This window comes from Streptomyces sp. NPDC046985 (assembly GCF_040644415.1).
GTDB lineage: Bacteria > Actinomycetota > Actinomycetes > Streptomycetales > Streptomycetaceae > Streptomyces.
In genome coordinates this window covers 1-26,893 of sequence record NZ_JBEYWK010000009.1, presented here as the reverse complement: position 1 = coordinate 26,893, position 26,893 = coordinate 1, and the positions used below count along the sequence as shown (strand labels likewise).

At 73.0% G+C, this 26,893-nt stretch carries 22 protein-coding genes; 11 read left to right on the top strand and 11 right to left on the bottom strand.

The window, feature by feature from the left end:
• Nucleotides 1-253: 253 nt before the first annotated feature.
• Together ABZ861_RS13730 and ABZ861_RS13725 are read right to left on the bottom strand one after the other, a co-directional pair.
• On the bottom strand, nt 254-1,789 hold the full coding sequence (locus tag ABZ861_RS13730; RefSeq protein ID WP_361628735.1) for an ArsA family ATPase: 1,536 nt from the start codon (nt 1,787-1,789) through the stop codon (nt 254-256).
• Nucleotides 1,786-2,763, bottom strand: coding sequence for an ArsA-related P-loop ATPase (locus ABZ861_RS13725; protein ID WP_361628732.1), 978 nt, complete (start codon nt 2,761-2,763; stop codon nt 1,786-1,788). Before ABZ861_RS13725 ends, ABZ861_RS13730 begins: the two co-directional genes overlap by 4 nt.
• Nucleotides 2,764-2,869: 106 nt before the next feature.
• Here ABZ861_RS13725 and ABZ861_RS13720 point away from each other — a divergent pair, with 106 nt between their 5' ends.
• The 4 genes from ABZ861_RS13720 (at nt 2,870) to ABZ861_RS13705 (ending at nt 5,437) form a co-directional block, all read left to right on the top strand.
• On the top strand, nt 2,870-3,028 hold the full coding sequence (locus tag ABZ861_RS13720) for a hypothetical protein (RefSeq protein ID WP_361628729.1): 159 nt from the start codon (nt 2,870-2,872) through the stop codon (nt 3,026-3,028).
• Nucleotides 3,025-3,489 (top strand): RidA family protein, encoded by a 465-nt coding sequence (locus tag ABZ861_RS13715; protein WP_361628726.1) that lies wholly within the window; start codon nt 3,025-3,027, stop codon nt 3,487-3,489. The genes ABZ861_RS13720 and ABZ861_RS13715 overlap by 4 nt, the downstream gene beginning before the upstream one ends.
• Nucleotides 3,490-3,672: 183 nt before the next feature.
• Entirely contained in the window at nt 3,673-4,545 is an 873-nt protein-coding gene (locus ABZ861_RS13710) for an NUDIX hydrolase (protein WP_361628723.1), read from the top strand.
• Between the two features lie 49 nt (nt 4,546-4,594).
• Complete coding sequence (locus ABZ861_RS13705) at nt 4,595-5,437, top strand: MBL fold metallo-hydrolase (RefSeq protein ID WP_361628720.1); 843 nt, start codon at nt 4,595-4,597, stop codon at nt 5,435-5,437.
• Between the two features lie 92 nt (nt 5,438-5,529).
• On the opposite strand, the gene ABZ861_RS13700 is transcribed toward ABZ861_RS13705, so the two are convergent.
• Nucleotides 5,530-6,204 carry a Crp/Fnr family transcriptional regulator gene (locus tag ABZ861_RS13700; RefSeq protein WP_009189818.1) on the bottom strand — a complete coding sequence of 225 codons (675 nt, stop codon included), beginning with the start codon at nt 6,202-6,204 and terminating at the stop codon, nt 5,530-5,532.
• A 275-nt stretch (nt 6,205-6,479) separates the two neighbouring features.
• Here ABZ861_RS13700 and nth point away from each other — a divergent pair, with 275 nt between their 5' ends.
• The 3 genes from nth (at nt 6,480) to ABZ861_RS13685 (ending at nt 10,166) form a co-directional block, all read left to right on the top strand.
• Nucleotides 6,480-7,742 (top strand): endonuclease III, encoded by a 1,263-nt coding sequence (gene nth / locus ABZ861_RS13695; protein ID WP_361628717.1) that lies wholly within the window; start codon nt 6,480-6,482, stop codon nt 7,740-7,742.
• Between the two features lie 420 nt (nt 7,743-8,162).
• Nucleotides 8,163-8,849: a CoA pyrophosphatase gene (locus ABZ861_RS13690; protein WP_361629325.1), complete on the top strand. Its 687-nt coding sequence runs from the start codon at nt 8,163-8,165 to the stop codon at nt 8,847-8,849.
• A gap of 117 nt (nt 8,850-8,966) precedes the next feature.
• Nucleotides 8,967-10,166, top strand: a complete 1,200-nt coding sequence (locus ABZ861_RS13685; RefSeq protein ID WP_361628714.1) for a MarP family serine protease — start codon at nt 8,967-8,969, stop codon at nt 10,164-10,166.
• 204 nt (nt 10,167-10,370) lie between these two features.
• Here ABZ861_RS13685 and ABZ861_RS13680 read toward each other — a convergent pair whose 3' ends face one another.
• The 6 genes from ABZ861_RS13680 to ABZ861_RS13655 all read right to left on the bottom strand — a co-directional run bounded on the left by ABZ861_RS13680 (nt 10,371) and on the right by ABZ861_RS13655 (nt 19,396).
• Nucleotides 10,371-10,550 carry a hypothetical protein gene (locus ABZ861_RS13680; protein ID WP_361628711.1) on the bottom strand — a complete coding sequence of 60 codons (180 nt, stop codon included), beginning with the start codon at nt 10,548-10,550 and terminating at the stop codon, nt 10,371-10,373.
• A gap of 155 nt (nt 10,551-10,705) precedes the next feature.
• Nucleotides 10,706-11,656 (bottom strand): alpha/beta hydrolase, encoded by a 951-nt coding sequence (locus ABZ861_RS13675; protein ID WP_361628708.1) that lies wholly within the window; start codon nt 11,654-11,656, stop codon nt 10,706-10,708.
• Nucleotides 11,653-12,147: a phage holin family protein gene (locus ABZ861_RS13670; protein WP_361628705.1), complete on the bottom strand. Its 495-nt coding sequence runs from the start codon at nt 12,145-12,147 to the stop codon at nt 11,653-11,655. Before ABZ861_RS13670 ends, ABZ861_RS13675 begins: the two co-directional genes overlap by 4 nt.
• A gap of 75 nt (nt 12,148-12,222) precedes the next feature.
• Nucleotides 12,223-13,653 (bottom strand): Na+/H+ antiporter NhaA, encoded by a 1,431-nt coding sequence (gene nhaA / locus ABZ861_RS13665; RefSeq protein ID WP_361628702.1) that lies wholly within the window; start codon nt 13,651-13,653, stop codon nt 12,223-12,225.
• A 426-nt stretch (nt 13,654-14,079) separates the two neighbouring features.
• Nucleotides 14,080-16,035, bottom strand: coding sequence for an acetate--CoA ligase (gene acs, locus ABZ861_RS13660; protein ID WP_361628699.1), 1,956 nt, complete (start codon nt 16,033-16,035; stop codon nt 14,080-14,082).
• A gap of 649 nt (nt 16,036-16,684) precedes the next feature.
• Nucleotides 16,685-19,396, bottom strand: coding sequence for a SulP family inorganic anion transporter (locus ABZ861_RS13655; protein WP_361628696.1), 2,712 nt, complete (start codon nt 19,394-19,396; stop codon nt 16,685-16,687).
• A 265-nt stretch (nt 19,397-19,661) separates the two neighbouring features.
• Between ABZ861_RS13655 and ABZ861_RS13650 the strand changes: the two genes are divergently transcribed.
• Complete coding sequence (locus ABZ861_RS13650; protein ID WP_361628693.1) at nt 19,662-20,942, top strand: hypothetical protein; 1,281 nt, start codon at nt 19,662-19,664, stop codon at nt 20,940-20,942.
• A gap of 9 nt (nt 20,943-20,951) precedes the next feature.
• On the opposite strand, the gene ABZ861_RS13645 is transcribed toward ABZ861_RS13650, so the two are convergent.
• Entirely contained in the window at nt 20,952-21,932 is a 981-nt protein-coding gene (locus tag ABZ861_RS13645; protein ID WP_361628690.1) for an ATP-binding protein, read from the bottom strand.
• A gap of 100 nt (nt 21,933-22,032) precedes the next feature.
• Between ABZ861_RS13645 and ABZ861_RS13640 the strand changes: the two genes are divergently transcribed.
• The gene (locus ABZ861_RS13640; protein WP_361628687.1) at nt 22,033-22,857 is read left to right on the top strand and encodes an oxidoreductase; all 825 of its coding nucleotides are present in this window, start codon (nt 22,033-22,035) and stop codon (nt 22,855-22,857) included.
• A 443-nt stretch (nt 22,858-23,300) separates the two neighbouring features.
• Here ABZ861_RS13640 and ABZ861_RS13635 read toward each other — a convergent pair whose 3' ends face one another.
• Nucleotides 23,301-24,134: an HAD-IB family hydrolase gene (locus ABZ861_RS13635; protein ID WP_361628684.1), complete on the bottom strand. Its 834-nt coding sequence runs from the start codon at nt 24,132-24,134 to the stop codon at nt 23,301-23,303.
• Between the two features lie 583 nt (nt 24,135-24,717).
• On the opposite strand from ABZ861_RS13635, the gene ssd reads away from it, so the two are divergent.
• Together ssd and ABZ861_RS13625 are read left to right on the top strand one after the other, a co-directional pair.
• The gene (ssd, locus tag ABZ861_RS13630; RefSeq protein ID WP_361628682.1) at nt 24,718-25,821 is read left to right on the top strand and encodes a septum site-determining protein Ssd; all 1,104 of its coding nucleotides are present in this window, start codon (nt 24,718-24,720) and stop codon (nt 25,819-25,821) included.
• A gap of 122 nt (nt 25,822-25,943) precedes the next feature.
• Nucleotides 25,944-26,893: TadA family conjugal transfer-associated ATPase (locus ABZ861_RS13625; protein ID WP_361629322.1), on the top strand; the 950-nt coding region annotated here is incomplete at its 3' end.

The following is a 26,893-nucleotide window of genomic DNA, read 5'->3' as shown; positions in this document are numbered from 1 at the left end:
GCCCCGCGGGGCCCTCGCCACCCGCTCGAGCGCACGCCGCGCATCGAGCCTCGCCCGCCCCAGCGCACGCCGTGTTCCGTGGCGCACGCCCTATTCCGTCCATCCAGCGCGCGCCGGGCCTCGTCCGCCCAGCTCACGCCGTGCGTCGGGCCGCGCGCGCCCAGCCCGTGCCCCCCACCGGACGCCGTGCGCCCAGTTCGCGCCGCCCGTTCGGCTGTTCGGGTGATTGCTGGCTACGCGAGTGACCGCTCGGCTACATGGGTGACTGCGCGTCGGGCCCGTCCTCCGGCTCGGGCAGCTCGCGGCGGTGCTCCGCGAGCCTTCTTCCGATGTCCCGCAGGCCCGCGAGGTCGTGCACGTCCCCGGGCAGCGCGGCGACCTCGGCCACCGCCACCTCGGGGTGCCGGGCCGTGAAGCGGTCGCGCGTGCGCTGCTCGCGGGAGAGCAACTGCATGCGCTCGGCGTGCAGCCTCAGCAGGCCCGCGGCCACGTGGCTCACGGAGTCCGCCGAGACCGTGGATTCCGCGAAGCCCGCGGAATCCGCCAGGTCCGCGGGTTCTGCGGGTTCTGCGAGGTCGGTCGGGTCTACGGGATGCGCGGGGTGCAGGGGGCCGTTGGGCTCCGTAGGCGCTTCGGGGGGCGCGGAGTCCTCTGAACGTCCGTACGGTTCGGGAGAGGTACGAGGAGCAGCCTGCCCGTCCGCCTGATCCACAATGCGGGAGTCCTCAAGATTTTCCGCGGCGGCGAGCGCCCGCTCGGCCGACAACTGGCCCGCGCCGCTGCCGTGGACGCGGTTGAGCACCAGTCCGGCCAGCGGCATCCGTTCGGCGGCCAGCCGCTCGACGAAGTAGGCGGCCTCGCGCAGCGCGTCCCGCTCCGGGGCCGCGACCACCAGGAACGCAGTCCCCGGCGCCTGGAGCAGCTTGTACGTGGCGTCCGCGCGGGTCCGGAAGCCGCCGAAGGTGGTGTCCATCGCGGACACGAACGTCTGCACGTCCTTGAGGAGCTGCACGCCGAGCAGCTTGCCGAGCGTGCCGGTCATCATCGACATGCCGACGTTGAGGAACTTCATCCCCGCTCGTCCGCCGAGCTTCGCCGGGGCGGTGAGCAGCCGGATCAGCCGCCCGTCCAGGAACGAGCCGAGCCGCTTGGGCGCGTCGAGGAAGTCCAGCGCCGAACGCGACGGCGGGGTGTCGACGACGATGAGGTCCCACTCGTCCCGGGCCCGGAGCTGCCCCAGCTTCTCCATCGCCATGTACTCCTGCGTGCCCGCGAAGCCCGCCGAGAGCGACTGGTAGAACGGGTTGGCCAGGATCGCGGCGGCCCGCTCGGGGTCCGCGTGCGCCTCGACGACCTCGTCGAAGGTGCGCTTCATGTCGAGCATCATGGCGTGCAGCTCGCCGCCCGGCCGCCCACCGCTGTCGCTGTCCGCGCCGCCGAGGGCCGCGGCGCCCTGGTCCTCGACGCCCTTCACCCGGCGCGGGACGTTGTCCAGCGAGTCGATGCCCATGGACTGGGCCAGACGGCGGGCCGGGTCGATGGTCAGGACGACCACCTTGCGGCCGCGCTCGGCGGCCCGCAGTCCGAGGGCCGCCGCGGTGGTCGTCTTGCCGACGCCGCCCGAGCCGCAGCACACCACGATCCGGGTCCCCGGATCGTCGAGCAGCGGATCGACGTCGAGCAGCGGCGCGTGCGCGAGACGGCGGCCGCCGTCCTGCGCGGCCGCCTGCCCCTGCGCGCGGCCGGCGGGGCGGTCGGTCTCCCGTGTCTGCGCCGGTTCCGGACTCATGACATCCCCTGCTTCCGCAGCTCGGTCGCCAGTTCGTACAGGCCCGCCAGGTCCATGCCCTCGGCGAGCAGCGGCAGTTCGTGCAGCGGCAGGCCCAGCTCGCCCAGCACGGAGCGCTGCTCCTGCTCCAGCGCGTACCGCTCGGCGTACTCCTCGGCCTGCCCCAGCAGCGGTTCCACCAGGCGCTCGGCGTTCCCGCCGCGGCGGGCGCCGCCGAGTCCGGCGGCGGACAGCGACGCCGCGAGCGAAGCCCGCGGCACGCCGCGCACGAGTTCCAGGTCCGCCCCGTCCAGCACCTGCGGCCGCACCATGTTCACGATGGTGCGGCCCACCGGCAGCCGGGCGCCCCGCAGTTCCGTTATGCCGTCCACGGTCTCCTGGACGGGCATCTCCTCCAGCAGCGTCACCAGGTGCACGGCCGTCTGGGCCGACTTCAGCACCCGCATCACCGCCTGGGCCTGATTGTGTATCGGGCCGATCTTGGCGAGACCGGCCACCTCGTCGTTGACGTTGAGGAAGCGGGTGATGCGGCCGGTCGGGGGCGCGTCCATGACCACGTAGTCGTAGACGAACCCGCCGTCCCGGTCCTTGCGGCGCACCGCCTCGCACGCCTTGCCGGTCAGCAGGACGTCCCTGAGACCTGGCGCGACGGTGGTGGCGAAGTCGATGGCGCCGAGCTTCTTGAGGGCCCGGCCGGCGCTGCCCAGCTTGTAGAACATCTGGAGGTAGTCCAGCAGCGCCTGTTCGGGGTCTATGGCGAGCGCGTACACCTCGCCGCCGCCGGGGGCGACGGCGATCTTCCGTTCTTCATACGGCAGCGCCTCCGTTTCGAAGAGCTGTGCGATGCCCTGCCGACCCTCGACCTCGACGAGGAGCGTGCGCTTCCCCTTCTCGGCCAGGGCCAGCGCGAGGGCTGCGGCGACCGTCGTCTTACCGGTCCCGCCCTTACCGCTGACGACCTGGAGCCTGCTCACGCCTTCGAGACTAACCAGTACTCGCCCCGTGCACGCGCGAGGTGTGGACAACCGGGTCCTTGACAGGGCCGCGAGCGGGGCCGCCGGCAGCGGATACAGTCGCCTCATGACCAAGTGGGAATACGCAACCGTGCCGCTGCTCGTCCACGCCACGAAGCAGATCCTGGACACCTGGGGCGAGGACGGCTGGGAGCTGGTCCAGGTCGTGCCCGGCCCCAACGCCGAACAGCTCGTGGCCTACCTGAAGCGGGAGCGGCAGGCGTGAGCGCGGTCGAGGCGAAGCTGGCCGAGCTGGGCCTGACCCTGCCGGACGTGGCGCCCCCGCTGGCCGCCTACCAGCCCGCCGTGCAGTCCGGGCCGTACGTCTTCACCTCCGGCCAGTTGCCGATGGTGGAGGGCAAGCTGCCGGTCACCGGCAAGGTCGGCCTGGAGGTCACCGCGGAGGAGGCCAAGGATCTGGCCCGTACCTGCGCGCTGAACGCGCTCGCGGCCGTCAAGTCCGTCGCCGGCGACCTGGACCGCGTCGCGCGCGTGGTGAAGGTGGTGGGCTTCGTCGCCTCGGCCGCCGACTTCACCGGCCAGCCCGGCGTCGTCAACGGCGCGAGCGAGCTGCTGGGCGAGGTGTTGGGCGATAAGGGCGTGCACGCGCGCAGCGCGGTCGGCGTGGCGGTGCTGCCGCTGGACGCGCCGGTGGAGGTCGAACTCCAGGTCGAGCTGCTGCCGTAAGCGCGGGAGCGGCGGTCCGCTGACCGGCGGTCCGCTGACCGTGAGCGCGGGAGGGGGTCCCTGGCCGTGGGCGCGGGGGTGGCAGCGGCGGCCCCTGGACCGTGAGCGCGGGGCCCTCTGACCGCGAGCCGCTGACCTCGGGTACCTCTCGAACATTCGCCCGTCACGGGATAGCGTGCGGCCATGGCGAATGGGCAGTGGTTCCCCCCGGAGTGGCCGGACCGCATCCGCGCGCTCGCGGACGGCACGCTCACTCCGGTGACGCCCAGGCGCGCGGCCACCGTCATGCTTTTGCGGGACACCGGGACCGGCCCCGCCGTGCACATGCTGCGCCGACGCGCCTCCATGGCCTTCGCCGGAGGCGCGTACGCGTATCCCGGCGGGGGAGTGGACCCGCGCGACGACGACCGCGCGGTGCGCTGGGCGGGTCCCCCGCGCGCGTGGTGGGCCGACCGGCTCCAGGTCGCCGAGGCGGAGGCGCAGGCGATCGTCTGCGCGGCCGTCCGGGAGACCTACGAGGAGGCGGGCGTCCTGCTCGCCGGACCCGGCGAGGACTCCGTCGTCGGCGACACCACGGGCCCGGACTGGGAGGCCGACCGGGCCGCGCTGGTCGCCCGTGAGCTGTCCTTCGCGGAGTTCCTGGACAGCAGGGGCCTGGCGCTGCGCTCGGACCTGCTGGGCGCCTGGGCGCGCTGGATCACCCCGGAGTTCGAGTCGCGCCGCTACGACACCTGGTTCTTCGTGGTCGCCCTCCCCGCGGGCCAGCGCACCCGCAACGCCTCCACGGAGGCCGATCGCACGGTGTGGATCCGCCCCGAGGACGCGGCGGCCGGATACGACCGGGGCGAGCTGCTGATGCTGCCGCCCACCATCGCCACGCTGCGCCAGCTCGCCGCCTGCGGCAGCCCCGCCGAGGCTCTGGCGGCCGCCCCGAGCCGCGATCTGACCCCGGTGCTCGCGCGGGCCCGCCTGGCAGCCGGCGAGGTCGTCCTGACCTGGCCGGGGCCCGAGGAGTTCACCCGGACCGTACCGGCCGACGGTCCGGCCACCGCGTGACGGCGCCCCTGCGCCGCCCGCTCCACGACGTTCAGGAAGGTCCCCTCGCATGACGGACGCGGCAGCGCTCCCCGGCCAGCCCCGCGGCGGCGTCCTCTCCGGGCCCGCCACCGCGCGGGCCGTCAACGTCCTGGCGCCCAACGCCTCCGCCATGACCCTGGACGGCACCAACACCTGGATCGTCTCTGAGCCCGGCGCCGAGGCGGCGGTGGTGATCGACCCGGGGCCGCTGGACGAGAGTCACCTGAACGGCGTCGTGGCCGCCGCCCGGCAGGCCGGAAAACGCGTCGCGCTGACCCTGCTGACCCACGGCCACCCCGACCACGCGGAGGGCGCGGCCCGGTTCGCCGAACTGACCGGCACGCGCGTGCGGGCGCTCGATCCGGCGCTGCGGCTGGGCGAGGAGGGGCTCGGCGCCGGGGACGTGATCGCCGTGGGCGGACTGGAGCTGAGGGTCGTGCCGACCCCGGGCCACACCGCGGACTCGCTGAGCTTCCATCTCCCGGCCGACCGCGCGGTGCTCACCGGCGACACCGTCCTGGGACGCGGTACGACGGTGGTGGCGCACCCCGACGGCCGCCTGGGCGACTACCTGGACTCGCTGCGCCGGCTCAGGTCCCTCACGGTGGACGACGGCGTGCACACGATCCTGCCCGGCCACGGGCCCGTCCTGGAGGACGCCCAGGGCGCCGTCGAGTTCTACCTCGCCCACCGCGCCCACCGGCTCGCCCAGGTCGAGACGGCGGTCGAGGACGGCCACCGCGCCGCGGCCGACGTCGTCGCCCACGTCTACGCCGACGTGGACCGCTCGCTGTGGCCCGCGGCGGAGCTGTCGGTGCGGGCCCAGCTCGACTACCTGCGGGAGCACGGGCTGATCCCGGACGGGGCGTGAGGCGGGCGCCAGGTGTGTGCTCGTTGAGCCGCCAGGCGAGTGCTCGTGAGGCGGGCGCCGGGTGCGTGCGCTCGGCGGACGCGCCCCCGGGGTCAGCGGGACCGCTTGGCCAGCCGCTCGACGTCGAGCAGGATGACCGCGCGGGCCTCCAGGCGGAGCCAGCCGCGTTGGGCGAAGTCGGCCAGGGCCTTGTTGACCGTCTCGCGGGACGCGCCGACCAACTGGGCCAGCTCCTCCTGCGTCAGGTCGTGCACGACGTGGATGCCCTCCTCGGACTGCACGCCGAAGCGCCGTGAGAGGTCGAGCAGGGCGCGGGCGACGCGGCCGGGCACGTCGGAGAAGACCAGGTCGGACATCTGGTCGTTGGTCTTGCGCAGCCGCCGGGCGACGGCGCGCAGCAGGGCGCCGGCCACCTCGGGCCGTACGTTCAGCCAGGGCTGGAGGTCGCCGTGGCCGAGGGCGAGCAGCTTGACCTCGGTCAGCGCGGTCGCCGTCGCGGTGCGGGGGCCCGGGTCGAACAGCGACAGCTCCCCGATCAGCTCGCCGGGGCCGACGACGGCCAGCATGTTCTCGCGTCCGTCCGGCGACGTCCGGTGCAGCTTCACCTTGCCCTCGGTGACCACGTACAGGCGGTCGCCCGGGTCGCCCTCGTGGAACAGCGAGTCGCCGCGGGCGAGGGTCACCTCCGTCATGGAGGCGCGAAGCTCAGCGGCCTGCTCGTCGTCGAGCGCCGCGAAAAGCGGATTGCGCCGCAGAACGTCGTCCACGAGTTCTCTCCTTGTCGACCTGCTCAGGGGGTCTTTCTCCCCCGCGTGCCAGGGGACCGTGTTCCCCATTTTGCCGGACGATCCGAACAGTGTGATCTGTCACAAGGATGCCGCACAGGTGTGCCGGGGTACGCGGCAGGGGTCCGAACGGGCGCCGGTCTCCGGGGTCCGCAGCGGACGCGGGCGCCGGGCCCTAGGCTGGCCGGGTGTCCCCCTCGCCGGTGAGAGCGCAGGCCCAGGGGCCTGAACGGGTGGTGGCACGTCAGGATTCCGCCATGGGCGAACAGGAGCCCGACGACAGTATGAAAGTAACAAAAGTAGTGAAACGGGCGTCGAGCGAGGCCGCCGCAGAGAAATCCTCGGCCTCCGCCGCCGGGAAGACGACGGCGGACGGTGAGTCCGCCGCAGGCGAGTCCCCCGCGAGCGAGGCGCCCGCCGAGAAGCCCACTGCGAAGAAGGCGCCCGCGAAGAAGACGTCCGTGAAGAAGGCGTCCGCGAGCAAGGCGCCCGCGGAGAAGGCGCCTGCCAAGAAGACGTCAGCGAGCAAGGCGCCCGCGGAGAAGGCGCCTGCGAAAAAGGCGACCGCCAAGAGGGCGCCTGCCAAGAAGGCCCCCGCCAAGAAGGCGTCCGTAGCGAAGGGCGGCACGGTGAAGCCGGTGAAGAAGGCCGTTGCTCCCCAGAAGGCGGACGTCGCGCCCGGCAAGGCCACCGCCGACGTGCGCGAGGCGGCGCCTGTCACGACCGTCGCCGTACGGCCGTCCAAGGGCGAGTCGCGCACCGCCCTCGTCCGCCGGGCCCGCCGGATCGACCGCGAGCTGGCCGAGGCGTACCCGTACGCCCATCCGGAGCTGGACTTCGAGAACCCCTTCCAGTTGCTCGTCGCCACCGTTCTGTCGGCTCAGACCACGGACCTCCGGGTCAACCAGACGACGCCCGCGCTGTTCGCCAAGTACCCCGCCCCCGAGGACCTCGCGGCCGCGGTCCCGGAGGAGGTCGAGGAGATCCTGCGGCCGACCGGCTTCTTCCGGGCGAAGACCAAGTCGGTGATGGGGCTGTCGAAGGCGCTGGCGGAGAGGTTCGGCGGCCAGGTCCCCGGGCGGCTGGAGGATCTCGTCACGCTCCCCGGCGTCGGCCGCAAGACCGCCTTCGTCGTGCTCGGCAACGCCTTCGGCCGCCCCGGCATCACCGTGGACACGCACTTCCAGCGGCTGGTGCGGCGCTGGCGGTGGACCGAGGAGACCGACCCCGGCAAGATCGAGGCCGCGGTCGGCGCGCTCTTCCCCAAGAGCGACTGGACCATGCTCTCGCACCATGTGATCTTCCACGGCCGCCGCGTCTGCCACGCCCGCAAGCCCGCCTGCGGCGCCTGCCCCATCGCCCCGCTCTGCCCCGCCTATGGAGAGGGCGAGACCGACCCTGAGAAGGCCAGGAAGCTGCTGAAGTACGAGAAGGGCGGCCTGCCCGGCCAGCGCCTGAAGCCGCCGCAGTCCTACCTGGACGCGGGCGGTGAACCGGCGCCGCCGCTGGGGCCCCGGTGAGGCCGTCGGCGCCTAGTGCGGAACGAATCCGGTCCGGTCGCGCGTTGGAGGAGGCGGGACGCAGGAGGCGGCGAGGACCGCGTGCGCGGGACGAGGACGGGGTGGGCGATGACGCGGGCGAGTAGGACGGCGAACGGCGCCGTCGGCGGCCCGGCGGGAAGACCGCCCGCGGCGGGCGGCCGGTCCGCGGCGACCGAGCCGTCGGCGGGGATCGACCCGTCCGCGGGGATCGACCCGTCCGCGGGTGCTGACCCGTCCGTGGCGACCGAGCCGTACCCGCGGATCGACCCGTCCGTGGCGACCGACCCATACCCGGGGACCGACCCGTCCGTGGTCGCCGACCCGACAGCAGTTGCCGAATCGTCAGCAGCCGCCGGGCCGCCAGCAGTCGACGATCTGTCAGCGGCGGTCGCCGGGCGGGTGGACGTGACGCGGGCCGGTTCCGCGGTGCTCAGCAAGGAGGGGCTGCCGCGGTGGCTCGCTCCCGTCGTGCGCGTCGTGGAGACCGTCCGGCCCGGCCAGCTCAGCCGCTTCCTGCCCCCGGAGAGCGGCGCGGGGCGCCAGTCCGCCGTCCTCGTGCTGTTCGGCGAGGGCGAGCGCGGGCCCGAACTGCTGCTCATGGAGCGCGCGAGTTCGCTGCGCTCGCACGCCGGGCAGCCGTCCTTCCCCGGCGGGGCGCTCGACCCGGAGGACGGCGATCCGCAGGGCGTCGGCCCGTTGCGGGCGGCGCTGCGCGAGGCCGAGGAGGAGACCGGCCTCGACCCGGACGGCGTCCAGTTGTTCGGCGTGCTGCCCCGGCTCTACATCCCGGTCAGCGAATTCGTCGTGACGCCCGTGCTCGGCTGGTGGCGCGAGCCCAGCGCGGTGGGCGTCGTGGACCCGGCCGAGACCGCCCGCGTCTTCACCGTCCCCGTGGCGGATCTCACCGATCCGGACAACCGTGCCACCGCGGTCCACCCCCGCGGCCACCGCGGCCCGGCATTCCTGGTCGAATCCGCCCTCGTCTGGGGCTTCACCGCCGGGATCATCGACCGCCTGCTGCACTACGCGGGCTGGGAGCGCCCCTGGAACCGCGAGAAGCAGGTCCCGCTCGACTGGCGGGCATGACAGGGTGGTCACCGCGCCGCTCCGGCCGGAACGTCTCGGGGCGCCGACCGCTGCGGCGGAGCGGACGCGGACCGGCCCGAGGGGGACCCGAAAGACGATGAGGCGAGGCTCGACGCGGTGAACGTGCTGGACATCCTGCTGCTGGTCGCCGCCGTGTGGTTCGCGGTCGTCGGGTACCGCCAGGGCTTCGTCGTCGGCGTCCTGTCGGTGATCGGCTTCCTCGGCGGCGGACTGGCCGCCGTGTACGCGCTCCCGGCCGTGTGGGGCGCGCTGACGGACGACTCGCCGGTCAGCACCACCGCGGCCGTCGTCGGCGTCGTCGTCGTCATCGTGTGCGCCTCCATCGGGCAGGCCCTGACCACCCACCTGGGCGGCAAGCTGCGCGTGCGCATCACCTGGTCCCCGGCGCGCGCCCTGGACGCCACCGGCGGCGTCCTGGTCAACGTCGGCGCGCTGTTGCTGGTGGCGTGGCTGATCGGCTCGCTGCTGGGCAGCACGACGATCCCGACCGTCGGCCGGGAGGTGCGTACCTCCAAGGTGCTGGTGGGCGTCTCCGGGGTGCTGCCGGAGCAGGCGAACACCTGGTTCAAGGACTTCACCTCCGCCCTCGCGCAGAACGGTTTCCCGCAGGTCTTCAGCCCGTTCGCCAACGAGCCCATCACCGACGTGCGCCCGCCCGACCCGGCGCTGCGGCACAGCCCCGTCGTGAGCCGTGCCCAGCGGTCCGTCGTCAAGGTCGTGGGCACCGCGCAGGGCTGCGGCAAGGTTCTGGAGGGCAGCGGCTTCGTCTTCGGCGACCGCCGGGTGATGACCAACGCGCACGTCGTCGGCGGCGTCGACGAGCCCACCGTGCAGATAGGCGGCGAGGGCCGGAAGCACGACGCGAAGGTGGTCCTCTACGACTGGCGCCGCGACATCGCCGTGCTGGACGTGCCGGACCTGAAGGCGCCCGCCCTGCGGTTCTCCGGCGCCGCCGCCGGCAGCGGACAGGGCGCCATCGTCGCCGGCTTCCCCGAGAACGGGGCGTACGACGTGCGGGCCGCGCGGGTGCGGGGGCGCATCACGGCCAACGGCCCGGACATCTACCACCGCGGCACCGTCCGCCGCGACGTCTACTCGCTGTACGCAACCGTCCGCCAGGGCAACTCGGGCGGGCCCCTGCTCACCCCCGACGGCAAGGTCTACGGCGTGGTGTTCGCCAAGTCCCTCGACGACGCCGACACCGGTTACGCGCTCACCGCGGACGAGATCCGGCAGGACGTCGCCCAGGGGCGCACCGCGACCGAGCAGGTGAACAGCGACAGTTGCGCGATGTAGCCGTCCGCCGACGGTTCAGCCGCGCGGGTCGGCCACGCGGACGGCGTACGTCAGCCACGCGGGATACGCGGGTCGAGCGCGTGGACGGCGTACGTCAGCCGCGCGGATGGCGCGGAGCGAACGCGCAGGTCGCGCGGGTCGAGCACGCGGACGGCGTACGTCAGCCGTGCGGGATACCCGGTCCAACCCGCGGACGGCGTGACGTCAGCCGCGCGGATGGCGCAGGCGCACCGATACCCAGCGGGCGCGGCGGCGCAGGATGCGGGGGATGCCGACCCGGGGGCCGAACTGCGTCAGTCGCCGGGCGTCCCCGTGCCGGGACCCCGGACCGTTCACCGAACGGCGGGTGCGTACCGCGTCACTGTAATCGTGCGTCCAGCCCATACCGGGACCTCTGCCCCCGCCCCAAGGTCGATAATCTCCCCTCCGCACCCCAATTGGCGTATGCGCGGGGCAAATGGCCGTTCGCAGGACTGGTGTTCGTGTCCGGATACCGGGCGCGGCGTCCGGACCGCCGCGCCGCAGAGCCGCCGGGCCGGTCACCGGTCGGGCTCGGGGTCCTTCAGCCAGTTGACCAGTTCCGCCGAGAACGCCGCCGGGTCCTCCTCGTGCGGGAAGTGGCCCAGACCGTCGAACAGCCGCCAGCGGTACGGCGCCTCGACGTACTCGCCGGATCCCGCCGCGCTGCGGGTGCGCTGCACCGGGTCCAGGGAACCGTGCAGATGCAGCGTCGGCACGCGCACCGGGCGCTTCATGCGGCGGTAGAACTGGACGCCGTCCGGACGCGCCAGCGAGCGCACCAGCCAGCGGTACGGCTCCACGGAGCAGTGCGCCGTGGACGGGATGCACATGGCCCTGCGGTACGTCTGCACCGTCTCGTCGTCCGGCAGCCGCGGACCCGACCAGTCCCGCATCAGGCGGGCCACCAGCGCGCCGTCGTCGGCGGTGAGCTGCCGCTCGGGGATCCAGGGCCGCTGGAATCCCCAGATGTGGGAACTCGCCGCCGTCTGGCGGGCGTCCGCGAGCATCGCCGAGCGCCAGCGCCTCGGGTGCGGCATGGAGACGACCGCGAGGCGGCGCACCAGCTTGGGGCGCATCACCGCGGCCGTCCACGCCAGGTAGCCGCCCAGGTCGTGGCCGACCAGCGCGGCGTCCGCCTCGCCGAGCGAGCGGATCACGCCGGTGACGTCGAGGGCGAGGTTGGCCGGGTCGTAGCCGCGGGGGGTGCGGTCGCTGCCGCCCACCCCGCGCAGGTCCATCGCCACGGCCCGGAAGCCCGCGTCGGCGAGCGCGCCCAACTGGTGCCGCCAGGTCCACCAGAACTGCGGGAAGCCGTGCAGCAGCAGCACCAGCGGTCCGTCGCCGGCCTCGGCGATGTGGAAGCGGGCGCCGTTGGCGGCGACGTCCCGGTGGACCACCTCGCGGTCGCCGGGGATGCCGAGCCGTACGACCGAGGTCGATTGCGCCGAGGGAGTGGCGGGGTCCGTCATGAGGACGAGCGTGCCACAGCCTCGATGGCCTCGGGGGTCCGGTCCCGCACGGCGGGCAGTTCGGCGCGCGGGTGCGGCTTGGCGTTCTGGAGGACGCCCGCGGACTGCTTCACCGAGGTGGCGACCTTCTGCGGACCCTTGCTCTTCTTCGCCTTCTTGGCGAAGAAGACGCCGATCAGCGCGAGTCCGCCGGCCACGAGGACGTTGGCGGCGAAGGACAGCAGGAAGCAGACCGCGAGGTTCCAGCCGCTCCAGGTCCGAATGCCGTAGGCCAGGGCGAAGTTGAGCATCGGCAGCGAGAACACCAGGACCGCGCCGGCCACCGAGAAGGCGCCCCCGCTCACCGCTCCGCGCTTGACGTCCTGCTTGAGCTGGGCCTTGGCCAGTGCGATCTCGTCGTGCACCAGCGCCGACAATTCGGTCGTCGCCGAGGCGAACAGTTGGCCGATGCTGCGTTCGGCGCCGACCGGGCTGCCGTCGGGTGCGCTCATCGCGGTCTCCCTCTTATGCCTGACTGGAAACGGTGCTGCTTGTTCGTACCGTCGCTGTCCCTTTGTACCGTCCCGTCAGATCATGCCGGACGGCGGTTCCGCTCGCCTGCCCCGCCCGCCGCTTCCGTAAGCGGCCCTGTCGCCGTCGGCGGCGCGGTTCTCGCGCTCCTCGCGCTCCTCCGCGTGCTCTGCGGCGTGCTCCGCGGCTTCGGACCGCCGGCGGTGGCGGGCGTTGCGCCTCCTCAGCAGGACCGTGGCCAGCGTCGCCGCGATCACAGAGCCGGTGAGCACGGCGGCCTTGACCTGGTCCGCCAGCGCCGCGTCGCCCGCGAAGGAGAGACCGCCGATGAGCAGCGAGACGGTGAAGCCGATCCCGGCGAGCGCGGCGAGGGCGAACAGGTCGGCCCACGCCAGGTCGTCGCTGAGCGAGGCACGGGTGAAACGGGCGGTGAGCCAGGTCCCGCCGAAGACGCCCACCGTCTTGCCGACCACCAGGCCGAGGACGACACCGAGCGTCTCGGGACGGGCGAACACCTCCGCCAGCGCCCCGACCGAGACCGACACACCCGCGCTGAACAGGGCGAACAGCGGCACCGCCAGACCCGCCGACAGCGGCCTCACGAGATGCTCGACGCGCTCGCCCGGAGAGCGGTCCTCGCCTTCACGGACCGTGCAGCGCAGCATCAGGCCCATGGCGACGCCCGCGACGGTGGCGTGCACGCCGCTTCGGTACGTCAGCGCCCAGACGACCAGGCCGAGCGGTACGTACAGGTACCACCCGCGCACGCCCTTGCGCAGCAGCACCCAGAAGAGGACCAGGCCGGCCGCCGCTCCGCCCAGGGCGGCGAAGTCGACGCGCGCAGTGAAGAACACCGCGATGATCAGGATGGCGCACAGGTCGTCGACGACGGCGAGGGTGAGCAGGAAGGCGCGCAGGGCGCTGGGCAGGGAGGCGCCGGAGACGGCGAGCACGGCCAGCGCGAACGCGATGTCGGTGGCGGTCGGCACCGCCCAGCCGGCGGGCGATCCGCCCCCGGCCAGGTTGACGACGGCGTAGACCACCGCGGGCACGGCCATCCCGCACAGCGCGGCGACCACCGGCAGGGCCGCGGCCGCCGGGTCCTTCAGCTCCCCGGCCACCAGTTCGCGCTTCAGCTCGATCCCGGCGACGAAGAAGAACACCGCGAGGAGTCCGTCGGCCGCCCAGTGCGCGACGGAGAGATCGAGGCCGAGGGCGGCGGGCCCCAGGCGGAGGTGCGCGGCGCTCTCGTAACCGGCGTGCAGCGCCGGGACGTTCGCCCAGACCAGCGCGACGATCACCGCGACGAGCAGCAGCATCCCGCCGACGGTCTCGGTGCGCAGCGCGTCGGCGACGAAGGCGCGCTCCGGCAGCGGCAGGCGGCCGAGGGCCGTGCGGGCGGGGTGGTGGGCGCGAGCGATGCGGTGGGCACCGATGGGCCGCTTGGTGCGGCTGTGGCGGCTGTGGCGGGTGCGCTGGGCGGCCATCGGGACCTCCGGTCGTCGGGCATGACGGAACGCATGCCGACCAGACTTCCCGGCTCGCCTCAGTGATCTTCGATCTTCTGCGATGTCGCTGTCGCCGCTCCTTCGGGAGCGCTTTACCTATTTTACCAAGGCCGAACGGCGAGGGTGTGGCGTGAGATCGGCCATCGGGGTGGGGTTCGGAGGCGAGGGCGAGAGCAGAGGTTGGGCGAGGTCAGGGGCCGGGACGAGGTCAGAGGCCGGGCGGGGGCAGAGGTCGGGGCGAGATCAGGGGCCAGGCGGGGGCAGAGGTCGGGGCTCGGCGGGCGCGCACGGCGCAGGGCAGACGGGGCGTCCGGCGGTCGTGCGCCGCCGGATGCCCCGCTCCCCGCCCTGCCGTGGGGCGCCGTCGTGCGGGCCTCGCCCGCTCGGTCCCCGCTCGGTCCGCGCTCAGTCCTCGCTCGGGGCCGCGGGGAGCTTCGCCTGGATGAGGTCCATGACCGTGGAGTCCGTGAGCGTGGTGACGTCGCCGAGCTGCCGGTTCTCCGCCACGTCGCGCAGCAGACGACGCATGATCTTGCCCGAGCGGGTCTTGGGCAGCTCGGCCACCGGCAGGACCCGCTTGGGCTTGGCGATCGGGCCCAGGGTGCGGCCGACGTGGTCGCGCAGCTCGGCTACCAGGTCCTCGGTCTCGGCGGCCGTGCCGCGCAGGATCACGAAGGCGACGATCGCCTGCCCGGTGGTCTCGTCCGCCGCGCCGACCACGGCCGCCTCGGCGACCGCGGGGTGCGAGACCAGCGCGGACTCGACCTCGGTAGTGGAGATGTTGTGCCCGGAGACGAGCATCACGTCGTCCACGCGGCCCAGCAGCCAGATGTCGCCGTCATCGTCCTTCTTGGCCCCGTCCCCGGCGAAGTACCGGCCCTCGAAGCGCGACCAGTAGGTGTCGATGAAGCGCTGGTCGTCGCCCCAGATGGTGCGCAGCATCGACGGCCAGGGCTCGGTCAGCACTAGGTACCCGCCGCCGCCGTTGGGCACCTCGCGGGCCTCGTCGTCCACCACCGTGGCCTCGATGCCCGGCAGCGGGCGCTGGGCCGAGCCCGGCTTCGTCTCGGTGACGCCCGGGAGCGGAGAGATCATCATGCCGCCGGTCTCCGTCTGCCACCAGGTGTCGACGACCGGGGTGCGGTCCGAGCCGATGTTCTTCCGGTACCAGACCCACGCCTCGGGGTTGATCGGCTCGCCCACCGAGCCCAGGACGCGCAGGGAGGACAGGTCGAACTTCGCGGGGATGTCGTCGCCCCACTTCATGAAGGTGCGGATCGCGGTCGGCGCCGTGTAGAGGATCGTGACCCCGTACTTCTGCACGATCTCCCAGAAGCGGCCCTGGTGCGGGGTGTCGGGCGTGCCCTCGTAGATCACCTGGGTGGCGCCGTTGGCCAGCGGGCCGTACACGATGTAGGAGTGGCCGGTGACCCAGCCGACGTCGGCGGTGCACCAGTACACGTCCGTCTCCGGCTTGAGGTCGAAGACCGCGTGGTGCGTGTAGGCGACCTGCGTGAGGTAGCCGCCGGAGGTGTGCAGGATCCCCTTGGGCTTCCCTGTGGTGCCCGAGGTGTAGAGGATGAACAGCGGGTGCTCGGCCTCGAACGCCTCCGGAGTGTGCTCCGGCGACTGCCGGCCGACGACCTCGTGCCACCACACGTCACGGCTGTCGTCCCAGGCGACCTCCTGGCCGGTGCGCCGGACCACGAGCACGTTGCGGACGCCCTCCGCGCGCCCGACCGCCTCGTCCACGGCCGGCTTGAGCGCGGACGGCTTGCCGCGCCGGTAGCCGCCGTCGGCCGTGATCACGACCTTGGCGTCGGCGTCCTGGATGCGGGCGGCGAGCGCGTCCGCGGAGAAGCCGCCGAAGACGACGGAGTGGGCGGCGCCGATGCGGGCGCAGGCCAGCATCGCGATCGCCGTCTCCGGGATCATCGGCATGTAGACCGCGACCCGGTCGCCCTTGCGGACGCCCAGTTCGAGCAGGGCGTTGGCGGCCCTGGACACCTCGTCCTTCAGCTCGGCGTAGGTGAGGGACCGGCTGTCGCCGGACTCGCCCTCGAAGTGGATCGCCACGCGCTCGCCGTGCCCGGCCTCCACATGCCGGTCCACGCAGTTGTACGCCACGTTGAGCGTGCCGTCCTTGAACCACTTGGCGAACGGCGGGTTCGACCAGTCAAGGGTCTCGGTCGGCGCCTCGGCCCAGGTCAGCCGGCGGGCCTGCTCGGCCCAGAAGCCGAGCCGGTCAGCCTTGGCCTGTTCGTACGCCTCTGCCGTGACGTTGGCGTGTGCGGCCAGGTCAGCGGGCGGCGCGAAGCGTCGCTCCTCCTTCAGGAGGTTGGCCAGGCTTTCGTTGCTCACGACATCTCCCTTTCCCAGGGTGTCCGTTGTGTCCCCGGCCACAGCTCATCAGACCCGGGGGGCCGATGACAAGGGTCGACGAATAATTGGTTTAGACCTGTGCTGTGGGTAGTCGGGCGGACGCCCGTGCGGTGCGCGCGTGGTCGACCGTGCTGTGCCCGTATGCCCGACGGGCACAGCTCGTATACGGGGCCGACCGCGCGGTCCGCGTCGGCTGCCCCGCTGCTCGCATGGGACCGACCGTGCTGTTCGCGGCGGGTGCGCCGTCCCTGCGCGCGGACGACGCCCCCGCCGGGGTCGGCTCGGCCCCCGGTCCGCCCGGCCTGGGAGGCGCGGTACAGGGTCTCGCGCGACCGGCCCAAGGCGGCCAGCCAGGCGGCCCTGGGAGAGGAGCCCAGGGAGGCGGCCTAGGGAGAGGCGGCCTCGGGAGGCGTGAGCGGCCAGGCGGCCTCCGGGGGCGTGACTGGTCAGGCGGCCCAGGAAGAGGGGCCTCGGGAGGCGACCTGGGGAGAGGCGGCCTCGGGGGGCGTGACCGGCCAAGCGGCCCAGGGAGGCAGGACCGGCCGTGCGGACCGAACAGGCGGGACCTGCCATGCGGGACCGAACAGGTGGTGGGACCAGCCACGCGTGACCGAACACCCGGGACCGGTCAGACGCGACCGGACAGGCTCTGCGTCGCCTCCGTCCCGACCCGGGTGAACACGCCGTCCCCCGTCGCCTCCGTGAGCAGGTACGCCTGGGCCTCGGCCACGTGGAAGTACATGCCGTGCAGCTCCAGCGCGCCCGCCCGAAGGGCCCGTGCGACCGAGTCATGGGCGCGCAGGTGGTCGAGCTGCTGCACGACATTGGTCAGGCACAGCCGCTCGACGGCATCGGCCGGCCTCCCCTCGCTGGTCCAAGGCCCGGCGCGGCCCTCGTCCGCCAGTCGCTCCAGGCTGGCCTGCCCGTGCCGCAGCCACCGGCCGAGTGGCGTGCGGGCCGGGGCGGCGCCGGGGCCGGACCCGGTGTCGAGCAGTGCCTGCATCGCGCCGCACCCGGAGTGGCCGCAGACCGTGAGGGACCGCACCCCGAGCACGTCCACCGCGTACTCGATCCCCGCCGCCACCGAGTCGTCGCCCTGCTCCTGCCCGGGGAGCGGCACCAGGTTGCCCACGTTGCGCACCACGAAGAGGTCGCCCGGCCCGCTGGCCGTGATCATGGACGTGACCAGCCGGGAGTCGGCACAGGTGAGGAAGAGCTGGGAGGGCTGCTGTCCCTCCCGGGCGAGCCGCGCCAACTCGTCGCGCACATGGGGTGCGACCGTGTCCTGGAACGTGCGGATGCCGCGGGCCAGTTGCTCCCTGCTCGCGCCGTGCCCGAGGCCATGTCCACGTCCGTGTCCGAGGCAGTGTTCGGGGCTGGAGCCGGCACTGATTCCGGACCCGATGCTTGCTCCGCTCCGGCTTCCCGCCTTGCTCACGATGCCTGCCGCGCTCAGGCCGGTGTCCTTCATGATGCTGACGACGGTGACGTCGGGGTCCGGATCGCGGCCGGACTCGGGTTCGGCGCCGGGCGCCGATCTGGCACGTGCCCCTGCTTCAGACACGCTCGGCCCTGCGGCTGGGCACGAGTCTGGGGTCGGGGCCAACCGGGGACCAGTAGCCGTACCGCTGCCCGTCGGCTCCGTCGGCTCCGTCGGCTCCGTCGGCTCCGTCGGCTCCGTCGGCTCCGCGGGAGCCATGGGCGCCGTACGCGGGCCGCCCTCGCACTGGTGGTTGCGCCAGGGCGTCCAGGGCCGGCATCGGCACCCCGGGGCGCCGGACGGATCGGTCGGCTCGGCGATCTGGACTCCGGCACGCCGACCGGTGAGCTGGACGGCGCCGCCCCGCGCGGTGTGCGCACGCTGCCAGTCCTGGAGTGACTCGAACGCCGCGTGATCCATGAACGAGCCGTCCAATTCGACGACGGCGCGGCTTCCTTGCGGGACCAGATGCAGCGCCCGGCTGAGCCGCGGCACGGCGAGGAACGTCAACTGCCCGCTGACGCGGACGTAATGGACTCCTTCCTGCTCGTCGTGGGTGATGCGGGTCCGGGTGAGGCGGCGCAGGGCGAGGACGACCGCCGTGGCGACCCCGAGGGCCACGCCCTCCAGGACGCCGAGGACCGCCACGCCGAGGGTGGTGACGGCGTACACCAGCACCTCGCGGTGGCGGGTCACCGTGCGGATGTGGTGCAGGGACACCATCTGGATGCCGACCGCCATCACCAGGGCGGCGAGCGAGGCGAGCGGGATCAGCTCCAGGAGCGGGACCATCAGCAGTGCGGCTGCCACTACGAGAACGCCGTGCGTCATCGTGGAGTTCCGGCTCACCGCGCCTGCGCGCACGTTCGCCGAACTCCGCACGGCCACTCCCGCGACGGGCAGTCCGCCGAGCGCCCCGGAGACGACGTTCGCCGCGCCTTGGCCGCGCAGCTCCCGGTCCAGGTCGGAGCGGCCGGGCCGGGTGAGCGGTCCGGGATGGCCGGCCACCAGCTTGTCCACGGCGACGGCCCCGAGCAGCGACTGCACGCTGCACACCAGTGTGGTGCTGAGCACCGCGGCCGCCAGACCGAGCACCGGTTCCTCGGGCAGTCCGGCCAGGGCGTGACTGCGCCAGGACGGCAGGTCGACCCGGGGCAGCACCAGCCCGGCCGCCGAGGCGACGGCGGTGGCCCCGGCGACGGCGGCCAGCGCGGCCGGAATCCGTCGCAGCAGCTTTCCGGCACGGCCGGGAATCTTCGGCCAGAGCAGCAGCAGGGCCAAGGTGAGCGCGCTCACGGCCAGGGCGGCGGGGTCGAGCCGGACCAACTGGGCGGGCAGCGCACGAAGGTTGTCGAGTACGGCGCTCTGCGGGGTGCCGCCGAGGACGATGTGGAGCTGGGCGACGGCGATGGTCAGACCGATGCCGGCGAGCATGCCGTGCACGACGGCGGGGCTGACGGCCAGCGCGCCGCGGGCCACGCGCATGCAGCCCAAGAGGAGTTGGGCGAGGCCGCTGAGGACGGTGATGGCGCAGGTGGTTCGCCAGCCGTAACGGTGGATCAGGTCGGCGGTGACCACCGTGAGTCCTGCGGCGGGACCGCTGACCTGCAACGGGGAACCGCCGAGCCGGCCGGCGACCAGTCCGCCCACGGCGGCTGCCACCAGGCCGGCTTGGAGCGGGGCGCCGGTGGCGAGGGCGATGCCGAGGGACAGCGGCAGGGCGATCAGGAAGACCGCGACGGCGGCGGACAGGTCGGCGCCCGCCGGACGGAAGCGGCGCCTCGGTGGCGGGCTGTGCGGGGGATGGGCGTGCGGAGGGTGCGGGGAATCGGCGGCGCGGGCGGGGACGCAGGCGGACATGGCTCCGGTCTCCTCCAATTCAGCGGACACAGCGGAATCAACAATCGGTAAAGCGATCGTAATGCAACGTAAAGTCCCAGCATGGGTTTTCGGTGCGAATGGGGCATCAAATCACCTTGTTGAGTGAAGTGAGCATTTTTTCGGCTTGTCTTACTAAATCTCTCTCGCCCTCGTGCGACCTTGGCGGCGCTGTCGGCACGTCCGGCAGACCGCCAGCACACGCCGCCTCGGCGTGGGACGAGAGAAGGAAGAAGGTGGGCGGAACATGGCCGCCACCCAGAGGATCGCCGCAAGCGTCGTCGCCGCCGCAGCCTGCGCCTCCTCGCTCGCCGGTTGCGCGAGCGGCGCGGGCGCTCCCCGCCACGGGGCGCCCGGCGCACCCGGCGGGCACGCCGTGCCGAGGCTCGCGCCGCAGCGGCCCGGCAGCGCCGTCCGCCTGATCGGGGACGGGTCCACCGCGTACACCGGCGCCCAGCCGCTCCAGCCGACGCCGCAGCGGCTGAAGCCCGGTGAGAAGCCCCCGCAGTTCGTCGTCTTCTCCTGGGACGGGGCGGGCGAGGACAGCCAGAAGCTGTTCTCCCACTTCCGCAAGGTGGCCCAGGACAACGACGCGAAGATGACGTTCTTCCTCAGCGGCGTGTACATGCTGCCCAAGGAGAAGCGCGACCTGTACCACCCTCCGCAGCACGCGGTCGGCAGCTCGGACATCGGCTTCAACGACACGCAGGGCGTCGCCGACACCGAGCAGCAGGCACGGCTGGCGTGGCTGGAGGGCAACGAGATCGGCACCCACTTCAACGGCCACTTCTGCGGACCCAACGGCGGGGTCGGCACGTGGTCGGTCGGCGAGTGGGAGAGCGAGATCGCCCAGGCGAAGCAGTTCGTGAAGACCTGGAAGACCAACAGCGGCCTGAAGGACCTCGCCCCGCTCCCCTTCGACTACGACAAGGAGCTGATCGGCGGGCGCACCCCCTGCCTGGAGGGCCAGAAGAACTTCGTGAAGGCGGCGAGCGGTCTCGGCTTCCGCTACGACAGCAGCGGCGTCGACAACCAGGTGTGGCCCAAGAAGAAGGACGGTCTGTGGGACCTGTCCATGCAGCTCGTGCCGTTCCCCGGCCACCCCTTCGAGCAGTTGACCATGGACTACAACTTCATGGTCAACCAGTCCGGCACGCGGACCCAGGGCGACCCGGCCAAGTTCGCCTCCTGGGGCTCCCAGATGCACGACGGCCTGCTCAAGGGCTTCGACCGGGCTTACGACGGCAACCGCGCGCCGCTGATCGTCGGCAACCACTTCGAGTCCTGGAACGGCGGCGCCTACATGCGCGCCGTGGAGGACGTGGTGAAGGAGGTGTGCACCAAGCCCGAGGTGCGGTGCGTCTCCTTCCATCAGTTGGCGGACTGGCTGGACGCCCAGGACCCGCAGATCCTCGCCCGGCTGCGGGGGCTCGGGGTCGGCGAGCCCCCCAAGCAAGGCTGGGCTTCCTTCCTCACGGCCCAGCCGTCTCCGGCGCCCAGGGGAGTGCCCGGGGCGCCGAAGCCGTAGGCCCTGCCGTCAGGCGGGGGCGGTGACGCCCTCGCCGAGCACGAACCCGGGGTCGATCTGCGCGGCCAGGTCGGCCCCGGTCCGCTCGTTCCCCCAGGAGGCGGCGTTCTTCAGGTGGAAGTGCGCCATCTGCCGTGTGTAGGCGCCCCAGTCGCGCCGCTCGTAGGCGGCGTCGGCGGCGTGCTGGAGCAGGCGCAGGGCGCGGCGGTTGGCGTCCTCCAGGCGGTCGAACCGCGGTGGCCGGCCCTTCTCCATGGAGCGCACCCAGTCCGAGTGCCCCACCGTCACGAGCAGGTCGTCGCCGACCTCGGCGCGCAGGAAGTCGAGGTCGTCCTGCCCCTGCGTCTTGTTGCCGACGACCTTCAGCACGACGCCGAAGTCCCGGGCGTACTCCTTGTACTGGCGGTAGACGGAGACCCCCTTCCGGGTCGGCTCGGCGACGAGGAACGTGACGTCGAAGCGGGTGAACATGCCGGAGGCGAAGGAGTCCGAACCCGCCGTCATGTCCACCACGACATACTCGTCGCGGCCGTCCACCAGGTGGTTCAGGTACAGCTCCACCGCTCCCGTCTTGGAGTGGTAGCAGGCGACCCCCAGGTCGGCGTCGGTGAAGGGGCCGGTGACCATCAAACGGACGGCGCCGCCGTCGAGTTCCACCTCTCGGGCGCAGGCTTCGTACAGTGCGTTGTCCTCGCGCACCCGCAGCAGTCGCGAGCCCTCGCCGGGCGGGGTCGTCTTGATCATCGTCTCGGCGGAGGCGATGCGCGGGTTGTCGCCGCGCAGATAGTCCTTGATGAGGGGGAGCCGGTCGCCCATCGCGGGCAGCGCCGCGGCTTCGCCCTCCTCCAGTCCGAGCGCGGCGCCCAGGTGCTGGTTGATGTCGGCGTCGACCGCGACGACGGGCGCTCCGGTCGCCGCCAGGTGGCGGATGAAGAGGGAGGACAGCGTGGTCTTGCCGCTGCCGCCCTTCCCGACGAAAGCAATTTTCATGTTCACCAAGCGTAGTCGATCGGTGGCTCAGTGTGTCGCTATGCGTGAAGAAGGCCACTCCTTCGAGGAGCGCGCCGTCCGGGTGCGTAGGGTCGCTCCCATGAGTACGACAGTTGCGACCGCCGATCCGCTCGCGGCCCTGGGCACGCTCCCCGGCGTGGCCGAGTCCGTGGAGTCCGTGCGCAAGGCCGTGGACCGGGTCTACGGACACCGGATCATGCGGCGCCGGAGCAACGCGATCACCTCCGAGGCCGCGCTGCGCGGGGCCCGCGGCTCCGCGGCGCTGTCCGGCGCGGACTGGGCTCTGGAGGAGGTGCGCCGGCGCACCGACTTCAGCGGCGACGACGAGGCGCGCGTGCTGGGCGCGGCCCTGCGCCTGTCCGCCGAGGCCGGCCAGTTGCTGTCCGTCTGGCGGCAGTCGCCCCTGCGGGTCCTGGCCCGGCTGCACCTGGTCGCCGCCGCGGAGGCGGGGGACGCCGTCGGGCGTCCGCGCCAGGCGGGCGAGGAGGTCCACGAGCCGCTGATCGAGCTGCCGCCGCCGAGCGCGCCCGAGGTCTCAGGGCGGCTGGAGGGGCTCTCCGAGCTGATCGTCACGGGCAGTTCCGCGCCCGCCCTGGTCACCGCGGCCGTCGTGCACGGCGAACTGCTCGCGCTGCGCCCCTTCGTCTCCCACAACGGCCTGGTGGCGCGGACGGCCGAGCGCATCGTCCTGATCGGCAGCGGTCTGGACCCCAAGTCGGTCTGCCCGGCCGAGGTGGGCCACGCCGAGCTGGGCCGGGCGGCCTACCGGGCGGCCCTGGACGGCTATGTCTCGGGCACCCCGGAGGGCATGGCGGCCTGGATCGGGCACTGCGCGCGGGCGGTGGAGCTGGGCGCGCGCGAGTCGACGGCCGTGTGCGAGGCGCTCCAGCGCGGCGCGGCGTAGACGCCAGGCGGCCTAGCGAGGGCTTGGGGGGCGGCGTCAAGTCTCGAGGCGCGTGCAAGGGCCTCGGCGCGGAAGTGCGGCGGCACGAAGAACTCGTGCCGCCGCTGGCATGACCACCCGGTTACCAAGCGTCCTCGATAGCTTGCCCATCAGGCCGGGAACTTCGCCCGTCACCTGGTGCGGCTGGCCCGTAATCGACGGGTCGACGTCGCGTGGGTGCCCAGTGTTCATGCTCGGTCCGTGGGGCCATGTGCGCTTAGCGGGCGATCCTGGCGGACGTCCTTCGGTCTCGCGGGCCTGAGACCTTTGTACTGCACCCGTGGGGTAAGCGGAACCCTTGCTCGCACTTCTTTACTTGCAGGTTCAAACAGGCCGTCGAGGGGCGCTGTCGGGCGGTTTTATCCCTGTCCTCCCGGCGCGGCGGTCCGGGCCCGTGCCGACGGTCAGGCGGCCGGGCCGCGGCGTCGGCTCGCGTACCAGACAAGCCCCGCGGTGGCCGCCGCCGCTCCCACGGCGGCCGCCGCCACCAGGGCGGGCCGGGGCGGCACGGACAGTGCCGGCAGCCGTTGCTTGAGCCGCACCGGGCGGTGGAAGTTGAGAATCGGCCAGCCCCGCGCGACGGCCTCGCGGCGCAGCGCCCGGTCCGGGTTCACGGCGTGCGGATGACCCACCGCCTCCAGCATCGGCACATCGGTGGCCGAGTCGCTGTAGGCGTAGCAGCGGCGGAGGTCGTACCCCTCGGACGCGGCCAGCTCGCGGACCGCCTCGGCCTTGGTCGGGCCGTAGGCGTAGTACTCCACCTCTCCCGTGAAGCAGCCGTCCTCGCCCACCACCATCCGCGTCGCCACCACCCGGTCCGCGCCCAGCAGCTCGCCGATGGGCTCGACCACCTCCGCGCCCGAGGTGGACACGATGACGACGTCGCGCCCGGCGGTGTGGTGCTCCTCGATGAGGGAGGCGGCCTCGTCGTAGATGATCGGGTCGATCAGATCGTGCAGCGTCTCCGCGACGATCTCCTTCACCAGCCGTACGTTCCAGCCGCGGCAGAGCGCGGACAGGTACTCCCGCATGCGCTCCATCTGGTCGTGGTCGGCGCCGCCGGCGAGGAACACGAACTGGGCGTACGCGGTCCGCAGCACGGCCCTGCGGTTGATCAGTCCGCCTTGGTAGAAGGACTTGCTGAAGGTGAGCGTGCTGGACTTCGCAATGACCGTCTTGTCCAGGTCGAAGAAGGCTGCTGTGCGAGGCAAGGAGTGGTTTTCCACGCTCCTGAGCATAGGGGGAGCCCATTCGGCGTAAGGGTGGGCGTGTGGGTTTGCTTGAGAAGCCTCTCGGGTACACCATGGAAGTCACGGATCGTTCGCGACCGTGCTAACCCGGCCCGACTCCTCCCCCCCCGAGTCGGCCGTGGAGACGACCCCCGCTCTCCCCCCCGGCGGGGGTCGTCGCATGTCCGGGTGCGTTTTCTCCTCTCCGCGCGCCGCCGAGCGCCCTGTCCGCCGTCTTCCGCGGGCTCGTTCGTGCCTCTCATGATTCCTCACGCTGCGTAGTCGTGGTGCTGCGTTCAGGCAATTGAGGAAGAACTGGCGCACGGCTCACCAGTTCGGGTGAAGCGCATTTTCACAGCCGTTCGGTTGTCCACAGGATTTGACCAAGATCCACATCATTTCCGGGATCGCTGCACCGTGATTCCTGCGCGCTCCGCTCACGGCGAGTTCACGACCCGTTTCGTTTGCCGGGCGCGTTCGGCCGGTTCGTATCGGCCTTCCGTCCGAAGACCGGTCGCCGGTTCTTCACATGTCCGGGACGCCCGCGGCCGCCGAGGCCGCGCGCGTCATGCAGCGAAGGGGGAACCGACCCATGACCACGACCGTCACTCACGATCCGCCGCCCGGCGGCCCGGACCGGCCGGGCAGACCGCTCATCGTCACCGAGGACGCCGTGCTCCTCGACGACCTGCTGCGGCTCTGCGCGGCCGCGGGCGCCACGCCCGAGGTCCATCACGGGCCGCCCGAGCGCCGAGGCGACTGGGAGGCCGCGCCCCTGGTGCTGGTCGGCGACGACGCCGTCCGGCGGGTGCGCGGAACGGCCCGCAGACGCGGCGTCGTGCTGGTCGGCCGCGACCAGGACGACTCCGGCGTCTGGCGGCGCGCCGTCGAGATCGGCGCCGACCACGTGCTGGTGCTGCCGGACGGCGAGCAATGGCTGGTCGACCGGATCGCGGACGTCGCCGAGGGCGTCGGCCGCCCCGCGCTCACCGTCGGCGTCATCGGCGGCCGCGGCGGGGCCGGCGCGTCCACGCTGGCCTGCGCGCTCGCCGTCAGCGCGGCGCGCGAGGGACTGCGCACCCTGCTGGTCGACGCCGATCCGCTGGGCGGCGGCCTGGACGTGCTGCTCGGCGGCGAGACGGCCCAGGGACTGCGCTGGCCCGCCTTCGCCGCCTCGCGCGGCCGCGTCGGCGGCGGCGCGCTGGAGGAGTCGCTGCCCGCCCTGCACGCCCTGCGCGTGCTGAGCTGGGACCGCGGCGACTGCGTCGCCGTCCCGCCGCAGGCCGTCCGCGCGGTCCTGGCCGCCGCCCGGCGGCGCGGCGGGGCCGTGGTCGTCGATCTGCCCCGCCGCGTGGACGAGGGAGTGGGCGAGGCCCTGGCCCAGCTCGACGTCGGCGTGCTCGTGGTCCCCGCCGAACTGCGGGCCGTGGCCGCCGCCGCGCGGGTGGCCTCCGCGGTCGGCATGGTCCTGCGCGACCTGCGCGTGGCGGTCCGCGGGCCGTACGCGCCCGGACTGGACGACCGCGAGGTGGCCCGGCTGCTCGGGCTGCCGCTGGTGGGCGAGGTACCGGTGGAGTCCGGGCTGCGGCGGCCCGGCGAGGGCCGGACACCGCCAGGCGGCGCCGCACGCGGACCGCTGGCCCGGTTCTGCACGGCCTTCTGGGAGCGGGCCCTGATCGAGGCGGGCGCCTCATGAGGGCGCAGACCGAGCAGCGACGGCGCCGGACGGACGCCTCGGCGGGAACCCTCGCGGGCGCCCTGACAGGCGCCGATCGCTCGCTCGGCGGCCCCGACGCGCCGGGCGCGAGCGAGCCCGGGATCTCCGAACGGCTGCTGGACGGCGTCCGGCAGTGGCTCGCCGAGAGCGGGGCCGAACCGACTCCGGCGCGCGTGGCGCAGGCGCTGCGGGAGCAGGGCCGGGTGCTCGGGGACGCCGAAGTGCTCGGGGCGGCCGAGCGGCTGCGGTCGGAGCTGATCGGCAGCGGCCCGCTGGAACCGCTGCTGGCCGACCCGGCGGTGACCGACGTCCTCGTGTCGGCGCCGGATCGGGTCTGGGTCGACCGCGGCGGCGGGCTGGAGCGGTCCGCCGTCGCCTTCCCCGACGCGGCGGCTGTACGGCGCCTCGCACAGCGCCTGGCCGCGGTGGCCGGACGGCGCCTGGACGACGCCCGCCCGTGGGTCGACGCTCGGCTGCCCGACGGCACCCGATTGCACGCGGTGCTGCCCCCGGTCGCCGTCGGCTGCACCTGCCTGTCGCTGCGGGTCGTGCGGCCGCGCGCCTTCACCCTCGGCGAGCTGGTGGCGGCGGGCACCGTGCCGCCGGGCGGCGACCGCGTGCTGCGGGAGCTGGTCAGGGCGCGGCTGTCCTTCCTGATCAGCGGCGGCACCGGAAGCGGCAAGACCACGCTGCTCAGCGCGCTGCTGGGACTCGTCGGGCCGGGCGAGCGGATCGTGCTAGCCGAGGACTCGGCGGAGCTGCGCCCCGACCATCCGCATGTCGTCCGGCTGGAGGGCAGACCCGCCAACCAGGAGGGCGCGGGCCTGGTCGCCCTGGAGGACCTGGTGCGGCAGGCGTTGCGGATGCGGCCGGACCGGCTGGTCGTGGGCGAGGTGCGCGGCGCGGAGGTGGTCCATCTGTTGGCCGCGCTGAACACCGGCCACGAAGGCGGCTGCGGTGTGTTGACCGAACTAACTTCGCTGTTTGTGCAGGTCAGAGCCTCTTCTGCTAGCTTCCCGGCATGCCTGAGCGGAGTGATCCCGAGAGGGAT

What these genes read in the sequence shown, in the direction of transcription:
- ABZ861_RS13730 (WP_361628735.1), bottom strand. Translation starts at nt 1,789, where the DNA reads ATGAGTCCGGAACCGGCGCAGACACGGGAGACCGACCGCCCCGCCGGC.
- ABZ861_RS13720 (WP_361628729.1), top strand. Translation starts at nt 2,870, where the DNA reads ATGACCAAGTGGGAATACGCAACCGTGCCGCTGCTCGTCCACGCCACG.
- ABZ861_RS13710 (WP_361628723.1), top strand. Translation starts at nt 3,673, where the DNA reads ATGGCGAATGGGCAGTGGTTCCCCCCGGAGTGGCCGGACCGCATCCGC.
- ABZ861_RS13705 (WP_361628720.1), top strand. Translation starts at nt 4,595, where the DNA reads ATGACGGACGCGGCAGCGCTCCCCGGCCAGCCCCGCGGCGGCGTCCTC.
- nth (WP_361628717.1), top strand. Translation starts at nt 6,480, where the DNA reads ATGGGCGAACAGGAGCCCGACGACAGTATGAAAGTAACAAAAGTAGTG.
- ABZ861_RS13680 (WP_361628711.1), bottom strand. Translation starts at nt 10,550, where the DNA reads ATGGGCTGGACGCACGATTACAGTGACGCGGTACGCACCCGCCGTTCG.
- ABZ861_RS13675 (WP_361628708.1), bottom strand. Translation starts at nt 11,656, where the DNA reads ATGACGGACCCCGCCACTCCCTCGGCGCAATCGACCTCGGTCGTACGG.
- ABZ861_RS13670 (WP_361628705.1), bottom strand. Translation starts at nt 12,147, where the DNA reads ATGAGCGCACCCGACGGCAGCCCGGTCGGCGCCGAACGCAGCATCGGC.
- nhaA (WP_361628702.1), bottom strand. Translation starts at nt 13,653, where the DNA reads ATGGCCGCCCAGCGCACCCGCCACAGCCGCCACAGCCGCACCAAGCGG.
- ABZ861_RS13655 (WP_361628696.1), bottom strand. Translation starts at nt 19,396, where the DNA reads ATGTCCGCCTGCGTCCCCGCCCGCGCCGCCGATTCCCCGCACCCTCCG.
- ABZ861_RS13650 (WP_361628693.1), top strand. Translation starts at nt 19,662, where the DNA reads ATGGCCGCCACCCAGAGGATCGCCGCAAGCGTCGTCGCCGCCGCAGCC.
- ABZ861_RS13645 (WP_361628690.1), bottom strand. Translation starts at nt 21,932, where the DNA reads ATGAAAATTGCTTTCGTCGGGAAGGGCGGCAGCGGCAAGACCACGCTG.
- ABZ861_RS13640 (WP_361628687.1), top strand. Translation starts at nt 22,033, where the DNA reads ATGAGTACGACAGTTGCGACCGCCGATCCGCTCGCGGCCCTGGGCACG.
- ABZ861_RS13635 (WP_361628684.1), bottom strand. Translation starts at nt 24,134, where the DNA reads ATGCTCAGGAGCGTGGAAAACCACTCCTTGCCTCGCACAGCAGCCTTC.
- ssd (WP_361628682.1), top strand. Translation starts at nt 24,718, where the DNA reads ATGACCACGACCGTCACTCACGATCCGCCGCCCGGCGGCCCGGACCGG.